The sequence below is a fragment of the Actinoplanes sp. 13 genome, from assembly GCF_056134165.1.
The window spans coordinates 58,241-80,808 of record NZ_JBVYOQ010000005.1 but is presented as its reverse complement, the minus strand read 5'-3'; the positions used below and the strand labels follow the sequence as shown (position 1 = coordinate 80,808).

General features: G+C 70.3%; 22 protein-coding genes. 10 read left to right on the top strand and 12 right to left on the bottom strand.

Features of this window, described 5'->3' with window-relative positions; translation table 11 throughout:
• Positions 1-231: 231 nt before the first annotated feature.
• Positions 232-1,119 (top strand): GNAT family N-acetyltransferase, encoded by an 888-nt coding sequence (locus AC0NH5_RS12915; RefSeq protein ID WP_474403120.1) that lies wholly within the window; start codon positions 232-234, stop codon positions 1,117-1,119.
• A gap of 216 nt (positions 1,120-1,335) precedes the next feature.
• Entirely contained in the window at positions 1,336-1,920 is a 585-nt protein-coding gene (locus AC0NH5_RS12910; RefSeq protein ID WP_474403118.1) for an NADAR family protein, read from the top strand.
• 42 nt (positions 1,921-1,962) lie between these two features.
• Here AC0NH5_RS12910 and AC0NH5_RS12905 read toward each other — a convergent pair whose 3' ends face one another.
• Positions 1,963-2,676, bottom strand: a complete 714-nt coding sequence (locus tag AC0NH5_RS12905) for an FKBP-type peptidyl-prolyl cis-trans isomerase (RefSeq protein ID WP_474403116.1) — start codon at positions 2,674-2,676, stop codon at positions 1,963-1,965.
• Positions 2,677-2,887: 211 nt separating this feature from the next.
• On the opposite strand from AC0NH5_RS12905, the gene AC0NH5_RS12900 reads away from it, so the two are divergent.
• Together AC0NH5_RS12900 and AC0NH5_RS12895 are read left to right on the top strand one after the other, a co-directional pair.
• Positions 2,888-3,043, top strand: a complete 156-nt coding sequence (locus tag AC0NH5_RS12900) for a hypothetical protein (protein ID WP_474403114.1) — start codon at positions 2,888-2,890, stop codon at positions 3,041-3,043.
• 35 nt (positions 3,044-3,078) lie between these two features.
• Positions 3,079-3,636 (top strand): alpha/beta fold hydrolase, encoded by a 558-nt coding sequence (locus AC0NH5_RS12895; protein ID WP_474403112.1) that lies wholly within the window; start codon positions 3,079-3,081, stop codon positions 3,634-3,636.
• On the opposite strand, the gene AC0NH5_RS12890 is transcribed toward AC0NH5_RS12895, so the two are convergent.
• Positions 3,620-6,544, bottom strand: a complete 2,925-nt coding sequence (locus tag AC0NH5_RS12890; RefSeq protein ID WP_474403111.1) for a PQQ-dependent sugar dehydrogenase — start codon at positions 6,542-6,544, stop codon at positions 3,620-3,622. The two genes, AC0NH5_RS12895 and AC0NH5_RS12890, sit on opposite strands and share 17 nt — an antisense overlap.
• 86 nt (positions 6,545-6,630) lie before the next feature.
• Positions 6,631-7,056 carry a methyltransferase domain-containing protein gene (locus AC0NH5_RS12885; protein ID WP_474403108.1) on the bottom strand — a complete coding sequence of 142 codons (426 nt, stop codon included), beginning with the start codon at positions 7,054-7,056 and terminating at the stop codon, positions 6,631-6,633.
• Between the two features lie 48 nt (positions 7,057-7,104).
• Here AC0NH5_RS12885 and AC0NH5_RS12880 point away from each other — a divergent pair, with 48 nt between their 5' ends.
• Positions 7,105-7,914 (top strand): YndJ family protein, encoded by an 810-nt coding sequence (locus AC0NH5_RS12880; protein WP_474403106.1) that lies wholly within the window; start codon positions 7,105-7,107, stop codon positions 7,912-7,914.
• A gap of 2 nt (positions 7,915-7,916) precedes the next feature.
• Here AC0NH5_RS12880 and AC0NH5_RS12875 read toward each other — a convergent pair whose 3' ends face one another.
• The 3 genes from AC0NH5_RS12875 to AC0NH5_RS12865 all read right to left on the bottom strand — a co-directional run bounded on the left by AC0NH5_RS12875 (position 7,917) and on the right by AC0NH5_RS12865 (position 11,524).
• Complete coding sequence (locus AC0NH5_RS12875) at positions 7,917-8,435, bottom strand: hypothetical protein (RefSeq protein WP_474403104.1); 519 nt, start codon at positions 8,433-8,435, stop codon at positions 7,917-7,919.
• A gap of 280 nt (positions 8,436-8,715) precedes the next feature.
• Positions 8,716-10,896, bottom strand: a complete 2,181-nt coding sequence (locus AC0NH5_RS12870) for a GmrSD restriction endonuclease domain-containing protein (protein ID WP_474403102.1) — start codon at positions 10,894-10,896, stop codon at positions 8,716-8,718.
• Positions 10,897-10,906: 10 nt separating this feature from the next.
• Positions 10,907-11,524 (bottom strand): hypothetical protein, encoded by a 618-nt coding sequence (locus tag AC0NH5_RS12865; protein ID WP_474403100.1) that lies wholly within the window; start codon positions 11,522-11,524, stop codon positions 10,907-10,909.
• A 519-nt stretch (positions 11,525-12,043) separates the two neighbouring features.
• Between AC0NH5_RS12865 and AC0NH5_RS12860 the strand changes: the two genes are divergently transcribed.
• Complete coding sequence (locus tag AC0NH5_RS12860; protein ID WP_474403098.1) at positions 12,044-12,574, top strand: class I SAM-dependent methyltransferase; 531 nt, start codon at positions 12,044-12,046, stop codon at positions 12,572-12,574.
• Positions 12,575-12,692: 118 nt separating this feature from the next.
• On the opposite strand, the gene AC0NH5_RS12855 is transcribed toward AC0NH5_RS12860, so the two are convergent.
• The 5 genes from AC0NH5_RS12855 to AC0NH5_RS12835 are packed head-to-tail and all read right to left on the bottom strand — an operon-like array spanning position 12,693 to position 16,775.
• Positions 12,693-13,655, bottom strand: coding sequence for a quinone oxidoreductase family protein (locus AC0NH5_RS12855; protein ID WP_474403096.1), 963 nt, complete (start codon positions 13,653-13,655; stop codon positions 12,693-12,695).
• Entirely contained in the window at positions 13,652-14,014 is a 363-nt protein-coding gene (locus AC0NH5_RS12850; protein ID WP_474403094.1) for a hypothetical protein, read from the bottom strand. Before AC0NH5_RS12850 ends, AC0NH5_RS12855 begins: the two co-directional genes overlap by 4 nt.
• The gene (locus AC0NH5_RS12845; RefSeq protein WP_474403092.1) at positions 14,011-14,874 is read right to left on the bottom strand and encodes a DODA-type extradiol aromatic ring-opening family dioxygenase; all 864 of its coding nucleotides are present in this window, start codon (positions 14,872-14,874) and stop codon (positions 14,011-14,013) included. Before AC0NH5_RS12845 ends, AC0NH5_RS12850 begins: the two co-directional genes overlap by 4 nt.
• Positions 14,875-14,883: 9 nt before the next feature.
• Positions 14,884-15,657: a citryl-CoA lyase gene (locus AC0NH5_RS12840; RefSeq protein WP_474403090.1), complete on the bottom strand. Its 774-nt coding sequence runs from the start codon at positions 15,655-15,657 to the stop codon at positions 14,884-14,886.
• Positions 15,639-16,775 carry a CaiB/BaiF CoA transferase family protein gene (locus AC0NH5_RS12835; RefSeq protein WP_474403088.1) on the bottom strand — a complete coding sequence of 379 codons (1,137 nt, stop codon included), beginning with the start codon at positions 16,773-16,775 and terminating at the stop codon, positions 15,639-15,641. The genes AC0NH5_RS12840 and AC0NH5_RS12835 overlap by 19 nt, the downstream gene beginning before the upstream one ends.
• Positions 16,776-16,929: 154 nt before the next feature.
• Between AC0NH5_RS12835 and AC0NH5_RS12830 the strand changes: the two genes are divergently transcribed.
• On the top strand, positions 16,930-18,366 hold the full coding sequence (locus AC0NH5_RS12830; protein WP_474403086.1) for an amidohydrolase family protein: 1,437 nt from the start codon (positions 16,930-16,932) through the stop codon (positions 18,364-18,366).
• Between the two features lie 4 nt (positions 18,367-18,370).
• On the top strand, positions 18,371-19,174 hold the full coding sequence (locus AC0NH5_RS12825) for an IclR family transcriptional regulator domain-containing protein (RefSeq protein WP_474403084.1): 804 nt from the start codon (positions 18,371-18,373) through the stop codon (positions 19,172-19,174).
• 113 nt (positions 19,175-19,287) lie between these two features.
• On the opposite strand, the gene AC0NH5_RS12820 is transcribed toward AC0NH5_RS12825, so the two are convergent.
• Positions 19,288-20,454, bottom strand: a complete 1,167-nt coding sequence (locus AC0NH5_RS12820) for a serine hydrolase domain-containing protein (RefSeq protein WP_474403082.1) — start codon at positions 20,452-20,454, stop codon at positions 19,288-19,290.
• A 136-nt stretch (positions 20,455-20,590) separates the two neighbouring features.
• Between AC0NH5_RS12820 and AC0NH5_RS12815 the strand changes: the two genes are divergently transcribed.
• Together AC0NH5_RS12815 and AC0NH5_RS12810 are read left to right on the top strand one after the other, a co-directional pair.
• Positions 20,591-21,091 carry a hypothetical protein gene (locus AC0NH5_RS12815; protein ID WP_474403080.1) on the top strand — a complete coding sequence of 167 codons (501 nt, stop codon included), beginning with the start codon at positions 20,591-20,593 and terminating at the stop codon, positions 21,089-21,091.
• Between the two features lie 91 nt (positions 21,092-21,182).
• Positions 21,183-22,541 (top strand): phenylacetate--CoA ligase family protein, encoded by a 1,359-nt coding sequence (locus tag AC0NH5_RS12810; protein ID WP_474403078.1) that lies wholly within the window; start codon positions 21,183-21,185, stop codon positions 22,539-22,541.
• Positions 22,542-22,568 lie beyond the last annotated feature (27 nt).

Here is a 22,568-nt window from a genome sequence, read left to right as displayed (position 1 = left end):
AGCCTAGGGCATGCTCCTAGCAACGAGCTGTCCGTAAGGGCCCTCGTTCGATCACGATAAGGCCAATAATCGGTGGCGCCGCCCGGCCGGAGGCGGTAGAACTGGCCGCCTCACCACTGTGGAAAGGAGGGCTGACGCATGTGCCGCCTCGACACCGCGCTCATGTCCTCCGGGAAACTCGGCTGATCCGAGCCCGGAACCGGCGGGGCGCTCCACATCCCGGAGAAAGCCTTGACTCTGACTCTTCGCCCGATCACCGGGCCGGAGGAACTCGGCCTGTTCAACCGTTTCCCGTACATCCTCAACGACCAGATCGAGGGTGACCTCACCGCCGGGCGCCGCCGCCCGGAATGGCTGTGGGTCGCCCTGCGGGGCGACCGCCTGACGGCGCGTGCGGCCTGGTGGTCCCGGCCCGGCGACGCGCAGCCGGCCCTGATGGACGTCTTCGACGCCGAGAACGAAGCCGATGGGGTACGCCTGATGAAGGCGGCCGTGCCGATGCAGGACGGCGCACCTCCCGGCTACACCCGGTTCGTCCCGCCGGACTGGCGTGCCCACGACGCCCCCTGGCAGGACATCCTCGAAAAGGCCGGGGCCCGCGTGTTCGTCGAGCGGCTGCGCCTGGAGTGGCGCCCCGGCACCCCGTTGCGACAGCCCCGGGGCCGGCTGCGGTTCCGCCCACCGCGCGACGCCGACGAGCTCATCGACCTGATGACGGCGGTCCTCGAGAACACCCTCGACGCGCACAGCCGCAACGACCTGACCCGGATGACCGCCCGGCAGGCCGCCGAGAGCCAGTTTCGTGAGGAGTTGGGCCGTTACGCCAGCCCGCACGACTGGTGGCGGGTCGGCGTGCTGCCGGACGGGCGGGCCGCCGGCTTCGTCATCCCGGCGCACAACGGGTACAACCCGATCATCGCGTACATCGGGGTGGCACCCGGGCACCGTGGCCACGGCTACGTGGACGACCTGCTCACCGAGGGCACGAGGCTCCTCGCCGAGCAGGGCGTGCCGCGCGTCCGGGCCGCCACCGACGTCGGCAACCTGCCGATGGTGGCGGCGTTCGCCCGCGCCGGTTACGTCGCGTACGAGCACCAGATCGACATGACCTGGCGCTGACCCCGACAACGGCAGGCCGCGCGAAGTGCCCGGCCTGCCGTCACGACGGAGCACCGGCCGCGCTCGGACCGGTCCCGCCATTGACCCGGAGAGCCACCCTCCTGGATCGAGCGGGGCGGCGACGCGGCTGCAGCGGGCAGTGCGGCCGGTGTAAGTCGTCCTGCCGCGGGCAAAAGGCGTGGCGCGTCGCTGCCCTGGTCGAGCACACTCGCGATCATGCCGGCTTCATATCGTTGCGTTGCTGATCTGGTCTCCGCACGGGTGCGCGGAGACCGGGTCAAGTTCCTGTTCTTCTGGGGGCATCAGCCGGAGCGGGACGGCAGCGCGGGTGCCGGGTGCCTGAGCCAGTGGTGGTCGGCGCCGTTCACCGTCGGCGGGCTCGTCTTCGCGACCGCGGAGCATCACATGATGTGGCGCAAGGCCGTCCTGTTCGGCGACGACGCCATGGCTGAGCGCATCGTCGCCGCGCCGCATCCGCACGCGGCCAAGGCGCTCGGCGGCCGCGTGGCCGGCTTCGATCAGCAGGTCTGGGACGAGCACCGGTTCCGGATCGTGGTGGACGGCAACCTGGCCAAGTTCCGGCAGCACGCCGAGCTGCGCACGTTCCTGGTCGGCACCGGACGCCGGGTTCTCGTCGAGGCCAGCCCGATCGACCGGATCTGGGGCATCGGGCTGGCCCGGGACGACGCCGCAGCGTCCGACCCGGCTCGCTGGCGGGGGCTCAACCTGCTCGGGTTCGCGCTGATGCAGGTCCGTGACCTCCTCGACGACCACCGGAGCATCGACCTCGAGGAACGCTGAGTGCGGGAACCCGCGGCCGCGCCGGGTCGGTCGGTGGTTGTGTCAGGAGGCTCCGAGGACGTCGACGATGAAGCGGAGGGTGCCGGCCGGCTGGCCGCCGGTCGGGTTGTCGCCGTAGGCCAGGTCGGCCGGGATGTCGAGCTGGACGCGGCTGCCCACCTTGACGCCGAGCAGGCCCTGGTCCCAGCCCGGGATGACGTTGCCGGCGCCGATCGGGAAGCTGAACGCCTCCGAGCGGGTCCACGAGGAGTCGAACTCCTTGCCGTCGGCGTAGGTGACGCCGACGTAGTTCACGGTGACCGTCTGACCCGACTGGACCTCGGCGCCCGCGCCCTGGATCTGCGTCGTCGTCGTGAGTTCGGTGACGGCGCCGGTGCCCGCGCGGGCGGTCGGCTTCTTGCTCAGGGCCGGGTCGGCGCCCGGCGGAACCGGCGGGAACGCCGCCGCGCTCGCCTCGGCCGGGGTGGGGGCGGCCTCGGCGCTCGCGGTCGCAGCGGGCGGGTTCGGTTGCCCGGACGTGTTGCCGATCCAGACGGCCAGCCCGACGATGAGAGCCAGCACGACCGCGGCGGCCCCGCCGACGGTCAACGCCTGGCGGCGCCGCTGCCGCGCCTGGGCGCGCGCTTTGGTGGCCTTGGCCTCGGCCCGTTTCTCAGCCTTCGTCTTCAGCGGCTGGTTACCCGCGTTCTTACGCGGCGGACCGGCGGCGGCATTCTTGGCAGCCGCGTTACTGCGGCTCGTCACGGAGTCGGGCACCGTCCGACAATACGACACCGGGCTGGGAAGAACGGGCCTCCGGCCGAGTTGCCCGTCGATGGACGCGGGTCTTCGACGCGGCAACCAGTGCGGCTTTGTGTGTGAGCTGTGGAGATACTGTGCGAAGTCGGTGAAGCGGTATTTCGGCGGGCCTCGCCGGGTGATGGGATTCGCGCGGTGACAACAGCATCCCCCCGCGAAGGAGCGCCCTGTGAAATACGTTCTCGTCGTTCTGGCCGTCGCACTCGGCGTCGCCGCGTTCATCTACGGTGGAGCCGACGACTCGCCCGGACTTCAGCTTCTGGGCGCTGTTCTGGTTCTGGGATCGGCCGGTTTCGCGGTGGTGCGGGCGCGGCGGCGCACCTGAGGCGGGTGCCGGCCCGCGGTGCGGGAGGGCACAGCATGGCACAGATCCGGCAGGTCCTGTTCATCCAGGGCGCCGGCGCGGGAACGTACGACCAGTGGGACGACAAGCTGGTCGACAGCCTGCGACGCGAGCTCGGTGACGGCTTCGAGGTTCGGTACCCGCGCATGCCGGACGAGGACGAGCCGACGTACGCCGGGTGGAGCGCGGCGATCCGGCGGGAGCTTGCCTGCGTGGACGACGGTGTGGTCGTCGCCGGTCATTCGGTGGGCGGCACCATCCTGATCAGCGTGCTGGCCGAGCTGCCACCGGAGCGGCGGCTCGGCGGCATCGTGCTGATCGCCGCGCCGTTCGTCGGCCGGGGTGGGTGGCCCGGCGACGAGTTCGAGCTGCCGTCGGATCTCGGGCGGCGGCTGCCCCCGGGTGTGCCGGTTCACCTGTTCCACGGTGGGGCGGACGAGACCGCCCCACCGGCGCACGCCGACCTGTACGCGGGAGTCATCCCGCAGGCCGGCGTGCACCAGCTGCCGGGGCGCGACCATCAACTCGACGACGACCTGAGCCCGGTGGCGACGGTGATCAAGGGCGGGGTTTGAGCAGCGTGATGCGGTTGGCGCCCAGCTCGGTCACGTACAGGTTCCCGGTCGGCAGGTTCTGCGTGACGTCCAGTGGTTGACTGAAGCCGGTCAGCCCGGGGATGCCGGTGGTCCGGTTGCTCAGCGCGCCCGACGGCGCCACGTCGAAGGTCTGGATGTCCTGGCCCGACGAGTACCGCACGACCAGCAGCTTGCCGTCGAGCAGCCCGCCCCGATATTCCACGACACCGTTCGCGGAGGCGTGCAGGGCGGCGTCGTACGTGCCGGCCAGGTCGAAGTTCGGGTCGGGCTGGGTGCCCACCGGATAGGCCGGCACCTCGAACGGATTGGTCCCCGATGTCGGGTTGCCGCCGGCCAGCACCCATTCGCAGCGGGCCGGGTTCGGGTGGCCGTAGTAGCGGCCGGGGCGGACGTCGAAGACATAATCGGTCTCGGCAGTGGGGACGCTGGTCAGGGCGGGCACGGCCGGGCCGGTGTAGCCGCGCCGGGCGCAGGCGGCGGGCAGCGGGGCCGGCGTGGCGGGGGTGTTGCCGCCGGCCGCCGAGCCGTTGGTGGGCGCGTACAGGTGGCCGTTGCGGTGCCAGGTCAGGTCGAAGGCGTTGCGGACGCCGGTCGCGTACAGCGTCAGCGGCGCACCGGCCGCATAGGTGTCGTAGGCGCCGTCCTGCACGTTGAGCGGCAGCGTGGCGGGCAGCCGCGCCGGGTCGAGACGCAGGATCGCGGCGCTGAGCAGGCGCTCCGGCCGGTTGCCCCAGGTGGAGTCGGGCGCGCCCATCGCGTTGTTGGCGCCCTGACTGAAATAGATTGCGCCATCGGGGCCGAACGCCAGCGAGTTGGTCTCGTGGTCCTTCACCGAGCGCGGCAGGCCGACGACGACGGGGGTGTAGGCGCCGAGGTTCGCGCCGGTCAGCCGGCCGACCCGGCCGGACCAGTCGGGCACGTTCAGTGGGCCCACGTACTGATAGTTGTCGGTCACCCAGAGGATCGGCGCGGCGGCCGTGGACGCCGGGTCGAAGGCCATCCCGATGATGGTCCGGGCGGGTGCGCCCGGCAGGCTCAGGGCAACAGCGTTGTCCCGTACGGTCGTGATGATCGTCGGGGTGCCCAGAGTGCCGTCGGCGTTGATCGGGAATCGGAAGATCCGGCCGTCCAGGGTGCCGGCGTAGAGGCGGCCGTCCGGTCCGGTGAGCACCGTGGTGAACGGTGCGCCGGTGGCCACGCCGACGGTCTTGTCGAACGCGACCGGGCCGCCGGTCCCGCCGCCCGCACCGGTGGTGAAGACCATGGAGAACGGGGCGAAGGCCCGGCCGGTCACGTCCCGCACGCCGCTGGTCAACGTGAAGCGGTACGCGGTGTTCGCGGCGAGCGCGGCCGTGGGGGAGAGGTTCACGACGTCCCCGCCGCCGCTGGTGATGGTGGTGGCCGGGACGGCCGTGCCGTCGGCGAGACGGGTGAGCGTCACCGTGGCGGCGGTCAGCGACGACGCGGCGACCCCGCCGTTCGGCAGCACCAGGTCGGTGACCACACTGCCGGTCGTGGAGACGGCTGTCGCGCCGTTGGCGGGTGTGCTCACGCGTACCGCCGGAAGAATCCCCCAGGCGGGCACCGACGCGATGTCGATGTAGTCGAACTTGGTGTTGGTCCCGCCGGACGGCGTCAGGGTGAGCTTGCCGTCGGTGACCCGCACCGTGCGCGTCGCCGTCGCGTGCCGTGTCGCGGCGGTCGGCACGAAGCCGGCGATCGCGTTCTGGTCCTCGACGTTCGCCCAGTGCACGCTGTTCAGCGCGGTTCCGGCATCACCGACGGCGACGGTCACCGTGTAGACGCCGGCCGGCACGGCCGCCTCCCACGCACCCGGGGTGGGCACCCCGGCCGATCCGGCCGGCAGCTGCGCGTGCATCAGCGTCGCGAGACGCACATCGGCCTGTCCGGCCGCGGGGTTCCGGTTGCGGCCGTTGCCCACCAACGACACGGGGGTACGCTCGCCGAGATCCACCCAGCCATATCCCCTGGTGACGGTGTACGCGTCACCGGAGTCCCGCAGATAGCCGGTGGGCGGCGGCGTCGCCGCGTCGGAAAAGTTGACCTTCAAGCTGACCGCGGCGGGCGTTGCCGTGACCGTGTTCGTCTGGCCGGTCGTGTCCCTGACCTGATAGCTGTACGCCGTTCCGTTGGTGACCGCGGTGTCCAGATAGGAGGTGCGCGTGGACGTGGCCAGCGGCGTGCCGTTGCGCAGGACCTGGAAGTCGGCGGAGCTGCCGGTCCAGCTGAGCAGCACCTGGCCGTCCCCGGCGGTGGCGGTCAGCGCGGCCGGCGGCTCGTCGGTGACGCGGGCGATGTCGACGTAGTTCAGTTTCGTGTTCTGCCCGCCGACAGCGTCCACGGTCAGGCGGCCGTCGGTCACCGACACGGTGACGGTGGCCTGCCGGAATTCGGCGGCGGCGGCCGGAACGAAGGCGGTGATCGCGGCGGCGCCCTCGACCCGGACGGTGTGGCTGCTGTCGTAGGCGGGCTGGTCGCCCGCGGAGACGGTGACCTGATAGCGGCCGGCGGGGAGGGTGTGCTCCCAGGCGCCGGGGGTGGCGACGCCGTTGGTGCCGCCGGTGTCGCCGTACTGCAGATGGATCACGGTGTTGAGCCGGGCGTCGATGCCGGTGCGCGCCCGGTCGCGGGTGTTGGCGGTCAGGTTCAGCGGGGTGCGGTCGTCCTGGCGCACCCAGCCGTATCCGCGGGACGTGTCGAAGGCCGCGCCGGTGTCCGCGACGTAACCGGCGGGAGTGGTGGCGGAGGCAGGCTGAAAATTGACTTTGGCGACCGGGGTGACGGCGGCGTGGGCCGCGGTGGCCGGGATCAGTGAGGTCAGTGGCAGAAGAAGGACTACAGCGACTGTCCGAATGCGACGGAGCATGACGACAACGTCGCACACCGTGACAGTCATGGGGCTGTCAGATATCCGTCGGCCTAAATGGCCTGTTCAGGGGTGCCGGCCGCGGGTCAGCGGTGCGTGATCGGGATTTCGCGAAGTGGGTGTCCACCGTCGATGAAGAGGCGCGCAGCCGGGTGGGTGGCGGCGGCTATCCGGGCGAGCGCACGACGGCCCGCCTCCGGGTGCCGGCCGTCGAGGGCGCCGACCCGGATCGCGAAGACGAGGTCGAACGGTTGCTCCCCGGGGGCGAGGACGAAATCCTCCGCGGCGGACCGGCGGAAGCTCAGGCGGCCGGCGGTGATCGCGCTCCGGCCGGCCGCCGTGGCCTGCGCGATCGCGGTCGCGGAGCGGTCGATCGCGAGGATGTGGCCGGTGGTGAGGCGGGCGGCGACGGCCCGGGCCGCCGCGCCGGGCCCGCAGCCGATCTCGAGGACCCGCAGGTGCGGCTCCAGTGGCAGGGCGTCGACCACGGCGGCCAGGCGAGGGGAGAGCACGGGTGTACTCTACCGAAGTTGAACGTGTTCAACAAACGGGGAGGCGTCGTGTGGGCGTTGGTGAACGTGCTGGTCACTGTGGGGATGCTGGTCGTGGTGCCGGGTGGTTTGCGGCTGCTCGGGCTGGACCGGGCCGCCCGGTTCTGGCCGGTGGCGGCGGTGGCGGGAGCGGTCAGCCTGTGGCTGCCACGAGGCCCTTACGCGACCGGGTTGGCGATCGTTTACGGGCTCGCGGCGGGGCTGCTTTGCGCGTACGCCATGGGGGCGGTGAAACGCCGTGAGAGTGCGGTGATCACTCAGGCCGCGGTGATCACCGCGCTGGTCAGCCCGGGGATCGCAGCGAGTGCGCTGATCGCGGAACGGGCCGGCTTCCCGTTGTTCGGGTTCGAGATGGGGGTGCTGACGCTGACCGTGGCGCACTTCCACTTCGCGGGGTTCGCGGCGGCGCTGATCGCCGGGCTGCACCAGTGGGTGTCACCGGGCCGCTGGGCCGACACGGCGGCGCTGACCGTGCCGGCCGGGACGCTGCTGGTGCTGGTGGGCTATTTCGTGGGCGAGTTCGTGGAGCTGGCCGGCGCGGTCGTGCTCACCGCCGGCATGTGGATCGTGGCCAGGCTGACCTGGGGGCAGGCGCGGGCGAGCCGCGACCGGGTGACCGGGTGGCTGCTCGGGACGTCGGCGGTCGTCCTGGTGGCGTCGATGATCCTCGCGGTCAGCTGGGCGCTGGGCGAAGCGACCGGGATTCCGCACCCGTCACTGGGGTGGATGGCCGCCACACACGGGGTGGCGAACGCGCTCGGGTTCGCGGTGTGCGGCATCGTGGGCCTGCGCCGGGCCGGCGTGGCCCTGCCTCGCTGACGTCACCCGGGCCGGACACCGGGGGCGATGCCGTCCCTGTCCCGGCGGACCAGGCGCAGCGCCGCCCACCAGATGATCCCGGCGCAGGTCGCCACGGTGACGGCGAACCAGAAGACGCCGGCCCCGCCGTACCACGGTGCGACATGGTCCTCGACCATCGACCACGCGTCCGGGTCGCCGCCCCAGTTCGTGGTCACCGGGTTCAACAGGAACTCGCCCAGGAACAGCGTGGCGGCGACGACCGCCGTGACGATCGCCCGGACGAATGTCCCGGCACGCCCTTTGGCCAGCTGCTTGGCGGTGGGCATGAAAACCCCTGACAGCACCAGGTTGAGGAACGCGAAGAAGACCGCCATCATCCGGCCGGGCCCGTCGTAGTTGGAGACGAAGTACCGCCCTTGGCGGTCGCCTTCCGCGATCGCGGCATAGGCGGCGTCCGCCGTGTCGGACACGCCGGACCACCACAGCATGGGGCCGAGCAGGACTGTCCAACCGAGGAGCATCCATCGACCTGCGACCATCGCCGGAGTCTACGGAACGGGGCAGACGCGGCGGGGTCACGAGCCGCGGCGGTACGGTCGCGCCAATCTCGGCCCACTCCGCCGACGCCTCCTCATCCCGCGATGAGTCTCACCTGCGACCAGCGGATCCGTTCCATCTTCCGTCGCCGGTGAGGTCGGGCATCACGTCACTCGGCAGGCTGGTCGAAGTGGTGAACCACCAGCCGTGACCGGCGGCCCGCGAAGGCGCTCCTCGAATCTCTGCCGCAACGCGTGGACGATGGCGCCCCGGGCCGCCGGTCTAGCGTCCGACACGGTCGAGGTAGCGGTGCCGGACCGCGTCGAGCCGGTCGCCGGTTTGCTCGACCTGCCAGAAGCCCCAAGGATCGCGCGCCGACCCGACGACGTCCTGCATGGCCCTGCTGAGCGATGTCGCCGGTCCCGCTTCTGTATCGAGCGCGCCGTCTGGAAGAACGCGGGCGTAGTGCGTCTTGCCGCGCCTGCGGCCGATGAGGCGATCACCAGGGTTGATGAGGCCCGCCTCGACCAGATGGTGGAACCGGACACCGTAGTGGGTGCGCTTGGCCGGTGTGGCCGCCCCCGGAGGCGCTGACGTTGTCAGCCCGAGCTCGTCCAGGCTCCAGATCTTCTTCGCGACTTCGCGGTAGAAGTGCCCGCGAGCCTCGATGAACGGCTCTAGCGGAGTGCTCGCGTCGTAGGCGACCACGAGCGGGAACAGTCCTTTGTCGCGAAGGAATGTCTCCAGCACGGTGTTGCTGCGCCGGAAGAAGTCGGGGTTGAGCATCCCGGCCAGCCGGGTGTCCTTGCGGTACCGCACCAGTTTGTCTTCCAGGAGCATCCCGCCGTATTGGCCGTTCTCACGTCCTTCGAGCAGGAGTAGCGCGCCGATCGAACTGCGCAGGTAGCGGTATTGCCGGGCGTCCGGCATTTTGTGCGCATACGCCGACGCTGTGCTGGTGAACAGGTGTTCGATCTCGAAGTTCCGGGCCCGTTCCCTGCGGCGGAGGAAGCGTTCGGTGGGATCCGCCTCGCCGTTGGTGGCGCCCAGCTCGATCCACGCCGTCAGACGGGTCAGCACGTAGTGTGTAAATCTTCGGTGGGTGTCGTAGCGCAGGTCAGGGATGCGGTCCAGCCGAGCTGGCCAGTCGGCCGCGTACTCTCCGAGGGCGCTGTTCAGCTCGTCCGGCGTCTCGGTCCGCCGCACCCGGGGCATGACCGCCGCAACCAAGTCGTCGATTTGTTTCTGCTCGACCGGTTCATCGTCCAGGGTTTGCGTCACGTAGAACAGGTCGAGGAAGTTGGCCACCGTTCTGGCCTTCGACCTCCAGAGGTCCTTCTCGTCGCCCGGGCGTAAGGCGGCGACGGTCAGGTCGAACTGGTCGGCGATGCCGTTGAACGCGTTGTAGCGTACGGCCGACAGATCCCGGTTGAGCCGCGTGCGCGCGTCCAGGAGCTCGATGTAAAGCTTGTGGAACGGGTAGAGCACGTCGGTGAGGAGGCGGGCCCGGTCGCCGTTCTTCCGGTTGGGCCAGATGTCGTCCTCATGGATCCGGACCCATTCGAAGGTCGCGTCGTTCAGGCTCGGCCCCGGCAATCGGGCGACCTGCGGGAACCTGGCTCGCAGGACCGTCCTCAGATAGGCGAAGGCGGCACCCCGCTCGACCTTCTCCAAAGCCGTCACCATCGTGGTCCACATGCCCTCGAGGGCCCCGGGATCCTCGTCGGCATCACTGAGCAGGAAACGCTTGAGATGATCCATGGGCGAGAGTCGCAGCCCGGTGTCGTTGATCGACTGGTACATCTCTTCGGCGCGGACACGATCTCCGGCATCCATGACCACCAGCGAGACACGGTAGAGCAGCCATTCGGCAAAAAGAATCAGTACGTCACCGCGGAACTGCTCCTTGAAGTTCATTTCAATGATCTGATACGCCTCCCAGATTCGCCGGATCGCGGGAGAAGCGTTGCCGAGGTCGGGATTGCGCCCGTTCAGCAAGTCGTTGAAGCAGTCGTTGTACTCGTCGACACCGACCCGGAACGTTTTCTTGCCGAATCGATCGGTCATGACCAACGTGTGGAGCTGGGCGGCCTTGCTTGCCGCTTTCGGCAACGCAGCCAACTGCCGCTGTAGGTAGATCAGCATGAGCAAAAGGGTGATGATGCGCTGCTGACCGTCGACCAGGTACGCCTTGTTCTGTTCGGCGTGCACGATGTAGGGCCCAAGGAAGTACGGATCGTACAACCGCACGTCACCCGGGGAGTGTTCTTCGCTCCACTGATCCAAGAATTTGCGGGAAAGGTCAGTGGTCAGCCGGGTAACTTGCTGATCTCCCCAGACGTAGTCGCGCTGGTAGAAGTCCAGGAGGAACCACTTGGTACTGAACGCCGCCTCGATGCATTGATCACGAGCGCGGACCAGTTCCTTCGCGTCGCCTCTGTTCGGCTTACTTTTCCTGGCCATAGCGCAGCGATCAGACGGCTACGACGGCTTTGGTTGCCACGGTAGGCTCGCCTGCGCCGCGCCACAGGTAACCGGAACGAACGACCCGGACAGCGGTGCCAGGATTGGGTGGCTCCATCTCGGCCTCATGCGTATCCGGATCGAACGCGACGGTGTCGCCCGGTTCGGCGAGCCGCCGCAGTCGCTTCTGACTCACCTCTTCGGCCAAGAGCTCGACCACCTCATCGATGGTGCTTCCGCGTGCCTGTAGCACCTCGACCGCGACGGCCAGCTCGGCGACCAGCCTGGCCTGCTGAAATTGACGCTCTACCCATCCGCTATCGGTTGCGCCGGCCTGCTCGACGGCGTCCGCCACGTTCTGCACCCACGGCGCCGTAAGCCACTTCCGTCGCCTTGCGGTGACGCCTTTGGCAAGCAGATCCAGTGAGCTCTGTGCTGAGCGCCGTTCGGGCAACCACTCGTATTTGTTGCTCGCCATAGCGATCTGAGGGTGCAGCGTGATCACGCGCTGCACTCGAGTCCAGTATCGATCGACATCGTCCTTCTTGATGCCCGCGTCGATCAACGGCTGCTTGATGTCTCGGGCCCGGAGCGGCGTCGGCGAGGCGTGGATGATGTCGACAAACACAGAACCGGGATCTTTCCCGAATTGCCTGACGAGAGCTTCTGTCTCCACGGCCCACCGTTCCTCAGCCCGAGTCGCGTATTCCCGGATAATAATCATCCGGGAAGGAGGAAAGCTTGTCGCCTACGCGACAGATGCGATCCGTTCTGATCAATGCAACGCTGAGCTATGGAGGATCGGTGGCCCATTCCGAAATGGCCTCGTCGTGCCGTGCGACGGGCGAAGGGCCGCCGCAGAGGGGCAAGCGACAGAACGCCCGTCATCACCTTGCCCGTCCGTCGGTGATCTCTCATGTCCGCGGGACGGACCCTAGGGCTGGCCGACGAACTGATTCGACCGCGGAGAAGGAGCCGCTGTGGTCACCTGAGCGGCGCCGGCTGTGTTGTGGTGTGCCCGGAGCAGCGTCTACGGGCTGTCCCCGTCGACTTCGTCGAGGAGTTCTGCGGCCGGTCTCTACGGCGCGCGAGGAGCGGCGATCTTGCCGGACCCCGCCACGCCGGCACGGTGCGGTACGGTTCGACGGTGGGTGATCGCCTGAAGAGCAGAAAGCACCCGCCGAAGGTGAACGGGCACAGGTTCCACGGAGACCCGGATCGTTTCCCTTTGATGGCCGAGTTCATCGGCGAGCGCTTCGGCAACTCGGTCGAGTACGTTGCCGACGTGGCCGGCGGCCAGGGAATGCTGGCGCGGGAGCTGCGGAAGCGCTTCAACTACCGGGTGGAGGTCGTCGATCCGCGGGGGTGGACGCTGAAAGGCGTCGAAGCACGCGCCGTTCCGTACCTGGCGGAGGACGCCTCTTACTACGATCTCGTTGTTGGGCTTCACCCCGACCAGGCGTTACGCGAGGTCGTTCACTCGGCACTGAGCAGAGCAACCGTTGTCGTGCCTTGCTGCAACTTCTGGCGGGACGATCAACGACTCGGCCGGGATGCTTTGGCCGAGTCGATCGCGGAGTGGTTCAAGGGGAACCACGTGCGCTACGAGAGGGTCCGGTTCCCCTTCCGAGGGCCGCAAAATCTCGGGTTCGTGACAGCGCCCCCAGAAGGCGGCTGACGGGCCGGCAGCATTCGCGGCCTGAACCGATGGCCCGAGCGGATCCCGGGATCAGCGGCACTCCGTTCGGACCGGTTGTCACCATGCGTGCCGAGTCGGCCGAGATGGGGCCGGGGCCTCAGAAGGTCAGCACGATGCGGCCGGTCGCGGCGCCCGCGGCCTGCCGGTGCCAGGCCTCCGTGGCCTGCTCGAACGGCACCACCTCGTGGGCCACCGCCAGCCGGCCGGCGGCGGCCTGCCCGGCGACGTAGGTGATCGACTCGGCGCGCTGGTCGACAGTCAACGCGTTGTTCGTGTAGCCGAGGATCTGCAACGAGCCGCCGCGCAGGGTCGCCGAGTCGACGGTGGCGGTCGGGCCGGCTGAGCTGCCCAGGTTGACCAGGCGGCCGCCGGGGCGCAGGACCGCCAGAGCGGCCGCGGCGGGGACGCCGAAGACCGGGTCCACGACCAGGTCGACCGGGCCGTCCGCGGCCGCGCGCAGCCGGGCGGTCAGGGTGGGTGCGTCGTCGTCGGGTTCGAAGGCGATGGCGGCGGCGGCGCCGAGTTCGAGGGCGCGCGAGCGGGACTCGGCCGACCGGGCGACGGCGATGACGCGGCGGGCGCCGGCGAGCATGGCCAGCTGGACGGCTGCCTGGCCGACCACGCCGCCGGCGCCGAGCACGACGACCTGCTCACCGGCGGCGAGGGAGCCGGTGCGGGTGAGGGCGGAGTGCGCGGCGACGGCGGAAAGGCCCAGGGCCGCCAGACCGGCGAGCGGGGCCCGGGGCGGCAGCCGGACACAGTCCTTTTCCGGTACGGCCACGGCGGCGGCCATGCTGCCGTCCCCGGGGAGCATGCCGGCGGACGTGGCGAACCAGACGGGTGTGCCGTCGGGAAGATGGCCGACGCCCTGCACGCCGGGGATGTACGGGGTGGCCGGTGTGCCGAAATAGCTCGTGCCGGAGGCGCAGAGCAGGTCCAGCGGAGTGATCGGCGCGGCAGTGACCGTGACCAGTACCTGGCCGGCGCGGGCGAGGGGAACGCGGCGGGAGGTGACCGACGGCGGCTGCCCGCAGGCCTCGATGACGGCCGCGCGGATCATGTGGCGATGTCCGGGTAGGGCATGTCGAAGTGCAGCAGCCGGGCGCCGAACGCCTTCTGGTATTCCAGCGGCTCGTTGTTGTCGCGCTCGAACATGGCGATGAACAGCGTGAGCGTCAGGAACGGGTGCGCGCCGAGCGCGAAGAGCTTGACGTGATCGTGGCCGGCCAGCGCCTCGCGTTCCTCGTCGGTGAACCGCAGCCAGGTGCTGCTCTCGCCGGTGTGGCAGTTCAGCACCGCGTTGGCGCGTTCGGCCTCCCACCACGAGACCAGCTCGCGCGGCTCGGCGCGGTAGCGCTCCACCAGGTCGGGGTCCCGGTCCACCGTGTACAGGAACTTGTTCAGCAGGTATTTGCTCATGCCGGCGCTCCGTTCGGGTACCAGGTGAAGTAGGCCTCCATGGTGTGGAACAGGTCTAGGGTGTCCACGTGATCGGCTTTCGCGCCGGCGCCGGCCACGCCCATCATCAGCATGAAGTCCATGAAGCCGTGTGTGGCGTTGCCGGGGGAGTGCAGGCTGTCCAGGGTCACCTCGCGCAGGCAGTTGTCGAGGTCGCCGGTGGCGATCCACTCGACGGCCCGGCGGTCGAACTCCGGGTCGGGGCCGTGCGGGCCGAACTGGCGGGGGCCGCCGAGCTCCAGCGACAGGTGGCCGGTGCCGATGATCGCGACCCGCAGGTGCGACGGCCAGGACTCGACGATCTTCCGGATGGCCTCGCCGAGCTTGACGAAACGGGACGGCTGCGGCAGCGGCGGCGCGAAGATGTTGGTGTAGATCGGCACGATCGGCAGGTCGGCCTCGGGCCGCAGCGTGATGATCGGGCAGGTGATGCTGTGGTCGATCCGCAGCTCGTTGCTGAACGCCAGGTCGAAGCCCTCGTCGAGGCCGGCGCGCAGGACGTGCGCGGACAGGTCCTCCTGGCCCTTGAGCAGCATCCGCGGCAGGCCGAACTCGCGCTCCTCGTTGTACCAGTTGGCGTCGTAGAAGGGCGCCTTGCCGACCAGGAACTGCGGCATGTTGTCCAGCCAGAGCTGGTGGAAGTGGTCCGAGCCGACCATCACCAGCACGTCCGGGGCGGCCCGGGTCAGCGTCTCCCGGAACGCCAGGATCTTGCGGGTCCACTCGTCGGCGAACGGGGGCCGGTCCTCGCCGGTGGCGGTGCTGGCCCGGTAGTAGAACGGGTGGTGGGTGGAGGCGATGACCGCGACGATGGTGGCCATAGATCATCCTTACGGTTCGTAGACGGCGTTACGGTCGACGGTGAGATAGATGTCCATGCCGAGCGGGTGCTGCCGTTCCTCGGCGAGGTGGCCGAGCAGCCCGGCGGCACGGGCCAGGAGCGCGAAGCCGCGCAGCAGGTCGACGGGCAGGCCGAGGTCTGCCAGCGCGGCGCCGCAGACACCGGCGCCGTTGAGCGGGAGCCGGCGGCCCAGGACCGCCGGGTGCACCCGGCCGATGGCTTCGAAGAGCTGCAGGTGCGGCCCGTAACAGCCCTCCTCCTTGGCGATCCGGATGAGGACCGGGGTGCGGGGGTCCTCGACCTTGTGCACCGGGTGCCCGAGGCCGGGCACGAGACGTCGCTGCGTCTTCGCCGCGGTGAGTGCCTTGAGCGCGATGTCGTCATGGTCGTCGTGGTCGTCGGCGGTGGCCAGGGTCTCGGCGAGGAAGCGGCCGCAGTCCTCGGTCACCCCGAGGAACCGGGAGCCGCCGCCGAGCAGGCCGGCGGCCAGGGCGCCCTGCAGTGCCTCCGGGGCCGACAGATATGTCAGGCGGGCCGCGATCGCGGTCGGCGTGAACCCGTGATCGGCGAGCGCGACCAGCACCGCCTCGAACACCCGGGTCTGACCGGGAGTGGGCCGGCGCCGGGCCACCAGCCAGAAGGCGAGCTCGCCGAAGCCGACCTTGCCCATCAGGTCACCGGCCAGATCGTGCCCCAGCAGCGAGATGGTGGTGGCGTCGGACGTGCCGAGGCCGGTCGGGAAGCTCAGGTGTTGCTCAGCCACGCGCGGATCTCCTCGCCGTGCTCGTCGAGCCCGGGCGGCGGCAACTCGTACCGTGCGGGGGTCTCGGAGAAGGTGATGGGGTTGCGGACGGCGGGCACGCCGCCCGTCTCGACCACGGGCTCGAGGCCCAGCTCGCCGGCGAACGCCACCCCGCCGTCGATGGTGTTGATCGGCGCGCACGGCACGCCCGCCGCGATCAGATCGCGGAACCACTCGTCACGCGTGCGTTTCGCCAGGCGTTCCACCAGGAGCGGCCGGAGCTGCTCCCGGTTGGCGGTCCGGTCCTGGTTGCGGCCGAACCGGGGGTCCTCGGGCAGCTCGGGCAGATCGAGCACCTGACACAGCTTGCGGAACTGGCCGTCGTTGCCGGCGATCACGATCAGTTCGCCGTCGGCGACGGGCAGCGGCTCGTACGGGAAGAGGCTGGGGTGCGCGTTGCCCATCCGGAACGGCACCGAGCCGCCGGCCACGAACCCGCTGGAGTGGTTGACCAGCCCGGACAGCGCCGAGGACAGCAGGTTGACCTCGATCCGCTGGCCGCGGCCGGTCTCGTCGCGGTGGTGCAGGGCGGCCAGGATGCCGATGTCGGCGTGCATGCCGGTCATCACGTCGAAGACCGAGATGCCCGCCCGGAACGGCGAGCCGTCCGGGTCGCCGGTGAGGCTCATCAGCCCGGAGATCGCCTGGACCATCAGGTCGTACCCCGGCAGTCCGGCGCCCGCACCGGAGCCGAAGCCGGTGATGCTCGCATAGATCACCCGCTGGTTGGCCGCGGACACCGTCGCGTAGTCGAGGCCGAACCGGGCCAGGCCGCCGGGCTTGAAGTTCTCGATCAGCACGTCGGCGCGGCGGGCCAGCTCCTGCGCGGCGGCCCGGTCGGTCTCGTCGCGCAGGTCCAGGGCGATCGAGCGCTTGTTGCGGTTGATGCCCAGGTAGTACGTCGAGACGCCGTCGCGGACCGGTGGCATCCAGGTGCGGGTGTCGTCGCCGGACGGGCCCTCCACCTTGATCACCTGAGCGCCGAGGTCGGCCAGGAGCATCGTGGCGTAGGGCCCGGCGAGGATCCGGGAGAAGTCCGCCACGAGCAGGCCGTCGAGTGGCCCCTTGTGCTGCCTCATCGTCACCGCCCGTTCTGCGGACACGTGTCCGCCCGCTCAGCTTGGTGGCCTGAGCGCGGACTGTCAATGGAGGATTGACAGTAATCGTGACCGGGACCACACTGACGCCACCTCGCTGTCCGTGCAGCGGACAAGCGTCCGAGAGGGGGAGTCGATGAGCGTGAACGATCGGCCGGTGGTGCTGCGCAACGGCCTGGTTCTCACCATGGACGACTCGCACACGGTGCTTCCGGGCGCCGATGTGCTGGTGGTCGGCGGCCGGATCGCGGAGGTGGGGCACCGTCTCACCGCGCCCGGTGACGCCGTGGAGATCGATGCGACCGGTGGCGTGATCATGCCTGGCATGATCGACACGCACCGGCACATGTGGCAGACCGCGATGCGGGGGTACGGCGCCGACTGGACCCTCACCCAGTACTTCGTCTGGTACTACCTCGAGTCCGGCCGGCACTTCCGGCCCGAGGACGTGCACGCCGGCAACCTGCTGTCGGCGATCGAGGCGATCGACGCCGGTGTCACCACCAGCGTCGACTGGTCGCACGGGCTGCAGAGCGCGGACCACGCCGACGCGGCGGCCGACGCCCTGGAGGCGGTGCCGGGGCGGTTCGTCCTGGCGTACGGCAACATTCAGCAGGGCCCGTGGGAGTGGGCCACCTCGGGCGCGTTCCGCGACTTCCATCGGCGGCGCGTCGACGGCGGGCGGCTGGCCGGGTTCCAGATGGCGTTCGACGTGACCGGTGACCCGGCGTTCCCGGAGAAGGCGGCCTTCGAGGTCGCCCGCGAGCTGGGCGTGCAGGTCACCACCCACGCCGGCGTCTGGGGCGCCACCAATGACGACGGCATCCGCCTGATGTACGACAACGGGTTCATGACCCCGGGCACCGTCTACGTCCACGCCGCCACGCTGGCCGCGGACTCGTACCACCGGATCGCCGCCACCGGTGGCTCGGTGTCGGTCTCCACCGAGAGCGAACAGAGCGCCGGGCAGGGATACCCGCCCACCTGGCAGCTGCGCAACCACGGCATCGGGGTCTCGCTGTCGATGGACACCAGCGTCTGGTGGAGCGGCGACCTGTTCTCCGCGATGCGCAGCACGCTCAGCGCCGACCGGGTGCGTGAGCACATGGAGGCGCACAGCAAGCAGGAGACGGTCACCCACCACCACCTGCGGGCCGAGCACGTCGTCGACTGGGCCACCCGTGGCGGGGCCAGGGCCCTCGGCATGGACTCCGCGGTGGGCGCGCTCACGCCGGGGCGGCAGGCCGACGTCGTGCTGATCAAGAACGACGCCTCACCGGCGATGTTCCCGGTCCTGAACCCCTACGGTCACGTGGTCTACCAGGCGCAGCGCGGCGACGTGCACACGGTGCTGGTCGGTGGCCGCGTGGTGAAACAGGACGGCAAGCTGGTCGGCGTCGATCTGGCGGCGGCCCGGGCCAAGGTCGCCGCGACCGTCGACCACCTGCGCGAGACGCTGGGCGAGGACGCCTGGCAGCGGGGGATGAACCCGGACATCCCGGAGAAGAGTGCGATGGAGAACCCGTACCAGTACTCCGACTACGACGCCGGATCGGCGCAGTGGAAGCATTGACGCCATGACCGACATCGGAAGGAGCGCGGCTCCCGACTTCATCGAGGCGCTCGCCCGCGGCCTCGACGTCCTGCGCTCCTTCCGGGCGGGCACCCCGGCGATGACGCTCAGCGAGATCGCCACGCTGACCGGGCTGGCGCGGCCCACCGTGCGGCGGATCCTGATCACGCTGGAGCAGTTGAAGTACGTGCGCGCCGACGGGCGCGGTTACGCGCTCACGCCACGGGTGCTGGAGCTCGGTATGGCGTACGTGCACTCGCTGAGCATGTGGCAGGTGGCGCAGCCCCATCTGGAGAAACTGGTCGCGCAGACCAACGAGTCCTCGTCGATGGCGCAGCTCGACGGCAGCGACATCGTCTATGTGGCGCGGGTGGCCGTACCGAAGATCGTGACGCTCGGGGTGACCATCGGCACCCGTTTCCCGGCCCCGCCCACCTCGATGGGCAAGGTCCTGCTGGCGGCCCTGCCTCCGGCCGCCGTGCCGGAGGTGCTCGCCGAGGCCGGCCGGTCCGGCATCACGCCGCGCTGGCAGCCCTCGGCCGCCGAGCTGGACAGCGCGTTGCGTGAGGTGCGCGCGAAAGGCTGGGCGCTGGCCGACCAGGACCTCGCGCCGGGCATCCGGTCGGTGGCCACCGGGGTCCGCGACGGCGACGGCCGGGTGGTCGCCGCGGTGAACGTGACGGTGCACGCGGCGGAGACGTCGGTCGAGACACTGATCGAGGACCATCTGCCGTTGTTGCTGCGGACGGCGGCCGACATCAGCCACGACTGGTCACTGATCGCCGCCATTCCGGCGGTCACCGTCTGAGGGAAGACCGCTGACCGGCGCGGGGCGCGCCGGTCAGGCAGTCAGGCGGTCAGGCAGTCAGGCGGTCAGGCAGTCAGGCTGTCAGGCAGTCAGGCGGTCAGGCAGTCGGGCAGTCAGTCAGCCGGGCCGCAGATCACGTCGTCCATCAGCTGCAGCGAGCGCCGCTCCACGGCGACGGTCGCCTCATCGTCGGCGAGCTGGGTGCTCAGCGACAGGACCGCCACCCGGTCGCCCCGCGGGCTCACGCCGTTCTTGGTGCTCATGCCCGGCACGTCGCCGCCGTGCGACCAGTACCCGCCGCACCGGTTCGGGATGAACATGACGCCTAGGCCGTACCGCGCGCCGGGAATGTATTCCTGCATGGTTTCGGCGAGCACGGTCTGCCGCATCTGCGCCATCTCCCGGGGTGCGAGCAGTTTGCCCTGCTGCAGAGCCTGCCAGAAGCGCGCCAGGTCGGTGGGCGTGGTGACCAGGTTGCCGGCCGCTCCCGCGCCGGTGACGTTCCACCGGGTGGTGTCGGTGAGCGGGCCGCCCGGCGCCCACTGCTGGTACGCCTTGGCGTGCGGCCGCGGCAGCGACGTCCGGTCCCCGGGTGACGAGGTGTCCCGCAGGCCGAGCGGGCGCAGGATCCGGTCGCGCACCTCGGTGTCCCACGGCCGGCCGGTGGCCGCCTCGATGATCATCCCGGCGAGCATGTAGTTGGTGTTCGAGTAGTCCCAGCGGGCGCCCGGCGCGAAGACCGGCTCGTGCTTCATCGCGAGGGCGACCATCTCCTCGGGTTCGACATGGTCGTACCGGTGCGCGAGGAACCCTTCGTAGGAGCTGAGCGCCGGGAAGTCGTTGGTGTAGTTGTAGATCCCGCTGGTGTGCTGGAGGAGCTGCCGGATCGTGATCCGGCGGCCGTCGTTGCCGTTGCCGCTGACCAGTCCGGGCAACCACCGGTCGACGGTGTCGTCGAGCGACAGTTTCCGCTCGCCGGCCAGCTGGAGGACGACCACCGCCACGAACGTCTTCGTGTTGCTGCCCATCCGGAAGAATCCGTTGGCCGGCACCGGGGTGCCGCGTTCCAGGTCACCGACCCCGGCCCGGGCCTGGGTGGTGACGCCGCCGGTCCGGGCCAGCCCTTGCACGCCGGTGATGCCGAGCCGGTGCAGGTCGCCGACCGCCGTCCGCAGCGTTCCGTGGTTGTTCGGGCCCGCCGCGACAGGCGCCGCACCGCCCGCCACCATTCCTACCGCCATCGCCGTCGCCAGTCCCCATCGACCGAGGTTGCGTCGCATGCCGTGCCCTCCTGGATGTCGGTTTCGGATCGGTTCTCACCATATGAAGCCCTTCGATGCGATCCCATCCCGCTGCCACCCCGAACGGGGTAGGGCTGGCCCCACCCCGGTTGACGGCCAAGGTCATGATGGCGCCGTGAACAACGGTGAACCCATCGTCTGGTACGCGCGAACCGACGACCCGAACTACGCGTGGCGGGAGGGCGGGCAGTGGATCGCCGTCTCGCTGATCCCGGCCGGCCTGATCTTCGCCGGCTCGGCCCTGATCGGCGAGTTGCTGGCCGTGGCGTTCTGGCTGTCGCTGCTGCTTCCGCTGGCCGCCGCCGGATACGCAGCGTGGATCATCCTCATGGACCGGCGGGCCGTCGTGGAGCTCCGGCTGGCCGGCGGCGAGTTCACGCTGCTCCGGAGCGACCGCAGCACCTCGACCCACCCCGCACGCGAGGTCGAGCGCATCGAGGTGACCCGCGTTCGGTACGTCGGCGGGTCCACCCCGCCCTGGTCCAAGATGCGGCTGCGCGTCGGCGGGCGGGTCGAGCGGACCCGCCCCGGCGACGACCTCTCCACCGAGCTGTCGCGGGCGATCACGACCGCCGAGGTGGACCTGAAGCAGGTCGTGAAGACCCGCGAGGAGTGACCGGTACGGCGCGCCCGGCTCCCTCCCGCGGGGGAGGAGGCCGGCGCGGGGGAGGGATCCCGGCCGGGTCCCGGTCCGCGATGATCGATCGATGAGCCTGATATCGGTGATGCGCGACCTGCGCCGGGTGCGCCGCGGCGGCCCGGGACTGGTCGCCGAACGACAGCGCACCCGTCTGGCCGGCCTGGTCGCGCGGGCCAGGGCCGGCTCGCCGTACTACCGGCGGCTGTACCACGGCCTGCCGGAGCGGATCACCGACGTGACGATGCTGCCGGTCACCGGCAAGGCCGCGTTGATGCGGGAGTACGACGACTGGGCCACCGACCGCGCGGTGACGCTGGCCGGGGTGCGCGCGTTCGTCGCCGACCCGGAGCGGGCGGGCACCCTGCACCGGGGCCGGTACCAGGTCGTGACCACCTCCGGCACCAGCGGTGAGCGCGGCGTGTTCGTGCAGGACGAGCGGACGTACGAGGTGCTCTCGGCGATCACCGTGGCCCGGGCGAGCGGCGCCTGGCTGTCCGGGCGTGACTATCTGTCGATGCTGCGCCGGGGCAACCGGGTGGCCGCGGTCTGGGCCACCGGCGGACACTTCGCCGGCTGGTCGACCGCGCGCCGGCTCATCCGGGAACGCCCGCTGCGCGAGCGCAGCATCCGGGTGCTGTCGGTGCACCTGCCGCTCGACGAGTTGGTGCGGGCCGTCGGCGATTTCCGCCCGACGATCCTCAACGGGTATGCCAGCGCCGTGGCGTTGCTGGCCCGGGAGCAGCGGGCCGGGCGCCTCGACATCGACCCGCTCCTGGTGATCACCTCGGCCGAGGGCCTGTCGCCGCCGGAGCGCACCCGGATCCGGGAGACGTTCGGGGCCACGGTGCGCGACCAGTACGCGTGCTCGGAGTTCATGGGGCTGGCGCACGGGTGCGCGCTCGACTGGCTGCACGTCAACGCGGACTGGGCGATCCTGGAACCGGTCGACGAGCGTTTCCGCCCGGTGCCGCCCGGACAGCCCGCACATACCGTGCTGCTCACCAACCTGGCGAATCAGGTGCAACCCATCATTCGGTACGACCTCGGCGACAGCGTCACCACGCGCCCTGACCCGTGCCCGTGCGGCAACCCGCTGCCCGCGATCCGCGTCCAGGGCCGGGCCTCCGAGGTGGTCTCCCTGCGGCGCGCCGACGGGCAGACCGTCGAGCTGCCGCCGCTCGCGCTCGGCACGGCTGTCGACCGGATCGGCGGGGTCCGGATGTTCCAGATCATCCGGACGGACCCGCGCCGGCTCGCGGTCCGGCTGCTCACCGACGGGCAGCCCGAGCAGGTGTGGGACGAGGTGCGGCGGTCCCTGCGCGGCGTGCTGGACGGTCAGGGCCTCGGCGACGTGGTGGTGGACCGTGACCCCGAGCCGCCCCGGCGCTCCGCCGGCGGCAAGTTCCGCACGGTCGTGGTGCGGTGAGGCGCCATGTCGACATGCCCGCGGGCC

Bases quoted from the DNA above. Each gene is read 5' to 3' on its own strand.
- AC0NH5_RS12875 (WP_474403104.1), bottom strand. From the start codon at position 8,435: ATGGTCGCAGGTCGATGGATGCTCCTCGGTTGGACAGTCCTGCTCGGC.
- AC0NH5_RS12835 (WP_474403088.1), bottom strand. From the start codon at position 16,775: ATGAGGCAGCACAAGGGGCCACTCGACGGCCTGCTCGTGGCGGACTTC.
- AC0NH5_RS12820 (WP_474403082.1), bottom strand. From the start codon at position 20,454: ATGCGACGCAACCTCGGTCGATGGGGACTGGCGACGGCGATGGCGGTA.
- AC0NH5_RS12825 (WP_474403084.1), top strand. From the start codon at position 18,371: ATGACCGACATCGGAAGGAGCGCGGCTCCCGACTTCATCGAGGCGCTC.
- AC0NH5_RS12810 (WP_474403078.1), top strand. From the start codon at position 21,183: ATGAGCCTGATATCGGTGATGCGCGACCTGCGCCGGGTGCGCCGCGGC.
- AC0NH5_RS12845 (WP_474403092.1), bottom strand. From the start codon at position 14,874: ATGGCCACCATCGTCGCGGTCATCGCCTCCACCCACCACCCGTTCTAC.
- AC0NH5_RS12855 (WP_474403096.1), bottom strand. From the start codon at position 13,655: ATGATCCGCGCGGCCGTCATCGAGGCCTGCGGGCAGCCGCCGTCGGTC.
- AC0NH5_RS12870 (WP_474403102.1), bottom strand. From the start codon at position 10,896: ATGGCCAGGAAAAGTAAGCCGAACAGAGGCGACGCGAAGGAACTGGTC.
- AC0NH5_RS12910 (WP_474403118.1), top strand. From the start codon at position 1,336: ATGCCGGCTTCATATCGTTGCGTTGCTGATCTGGTCTCCGCACGGGTG.
- AC0NH5_RS12890 (WP_474403111.1), bottom strand. From the start codon at position 6,544: ATGCTCCGTCGCATTCGGACAGTCGCTGTAGTCCTTCTTCTGCCACTG.
- AC0NH5_RS12895 (WP_474403112.1), top strand. From the start codon at position 3,079: ATGGCACAGATCCGGCAGGTCCTGTTCATCCAGGGCGCCGGCGCGGGA.
- AC0NH5_RS12850 (WP_474403094.1), bottom strand. From the start codon at position 14,014: ATGAGCAAATACCTGCTGAACAAGTTCCTGTACACGGTGGACCGGGAC.
- AC0NH5_RS12830 (WP_474403086.1), top strand. From the start codon at position 16,930: ATGAGCGTGAACGATCGGCCGGTGGTGCTGCGCAACGGCCTGGTTCTC.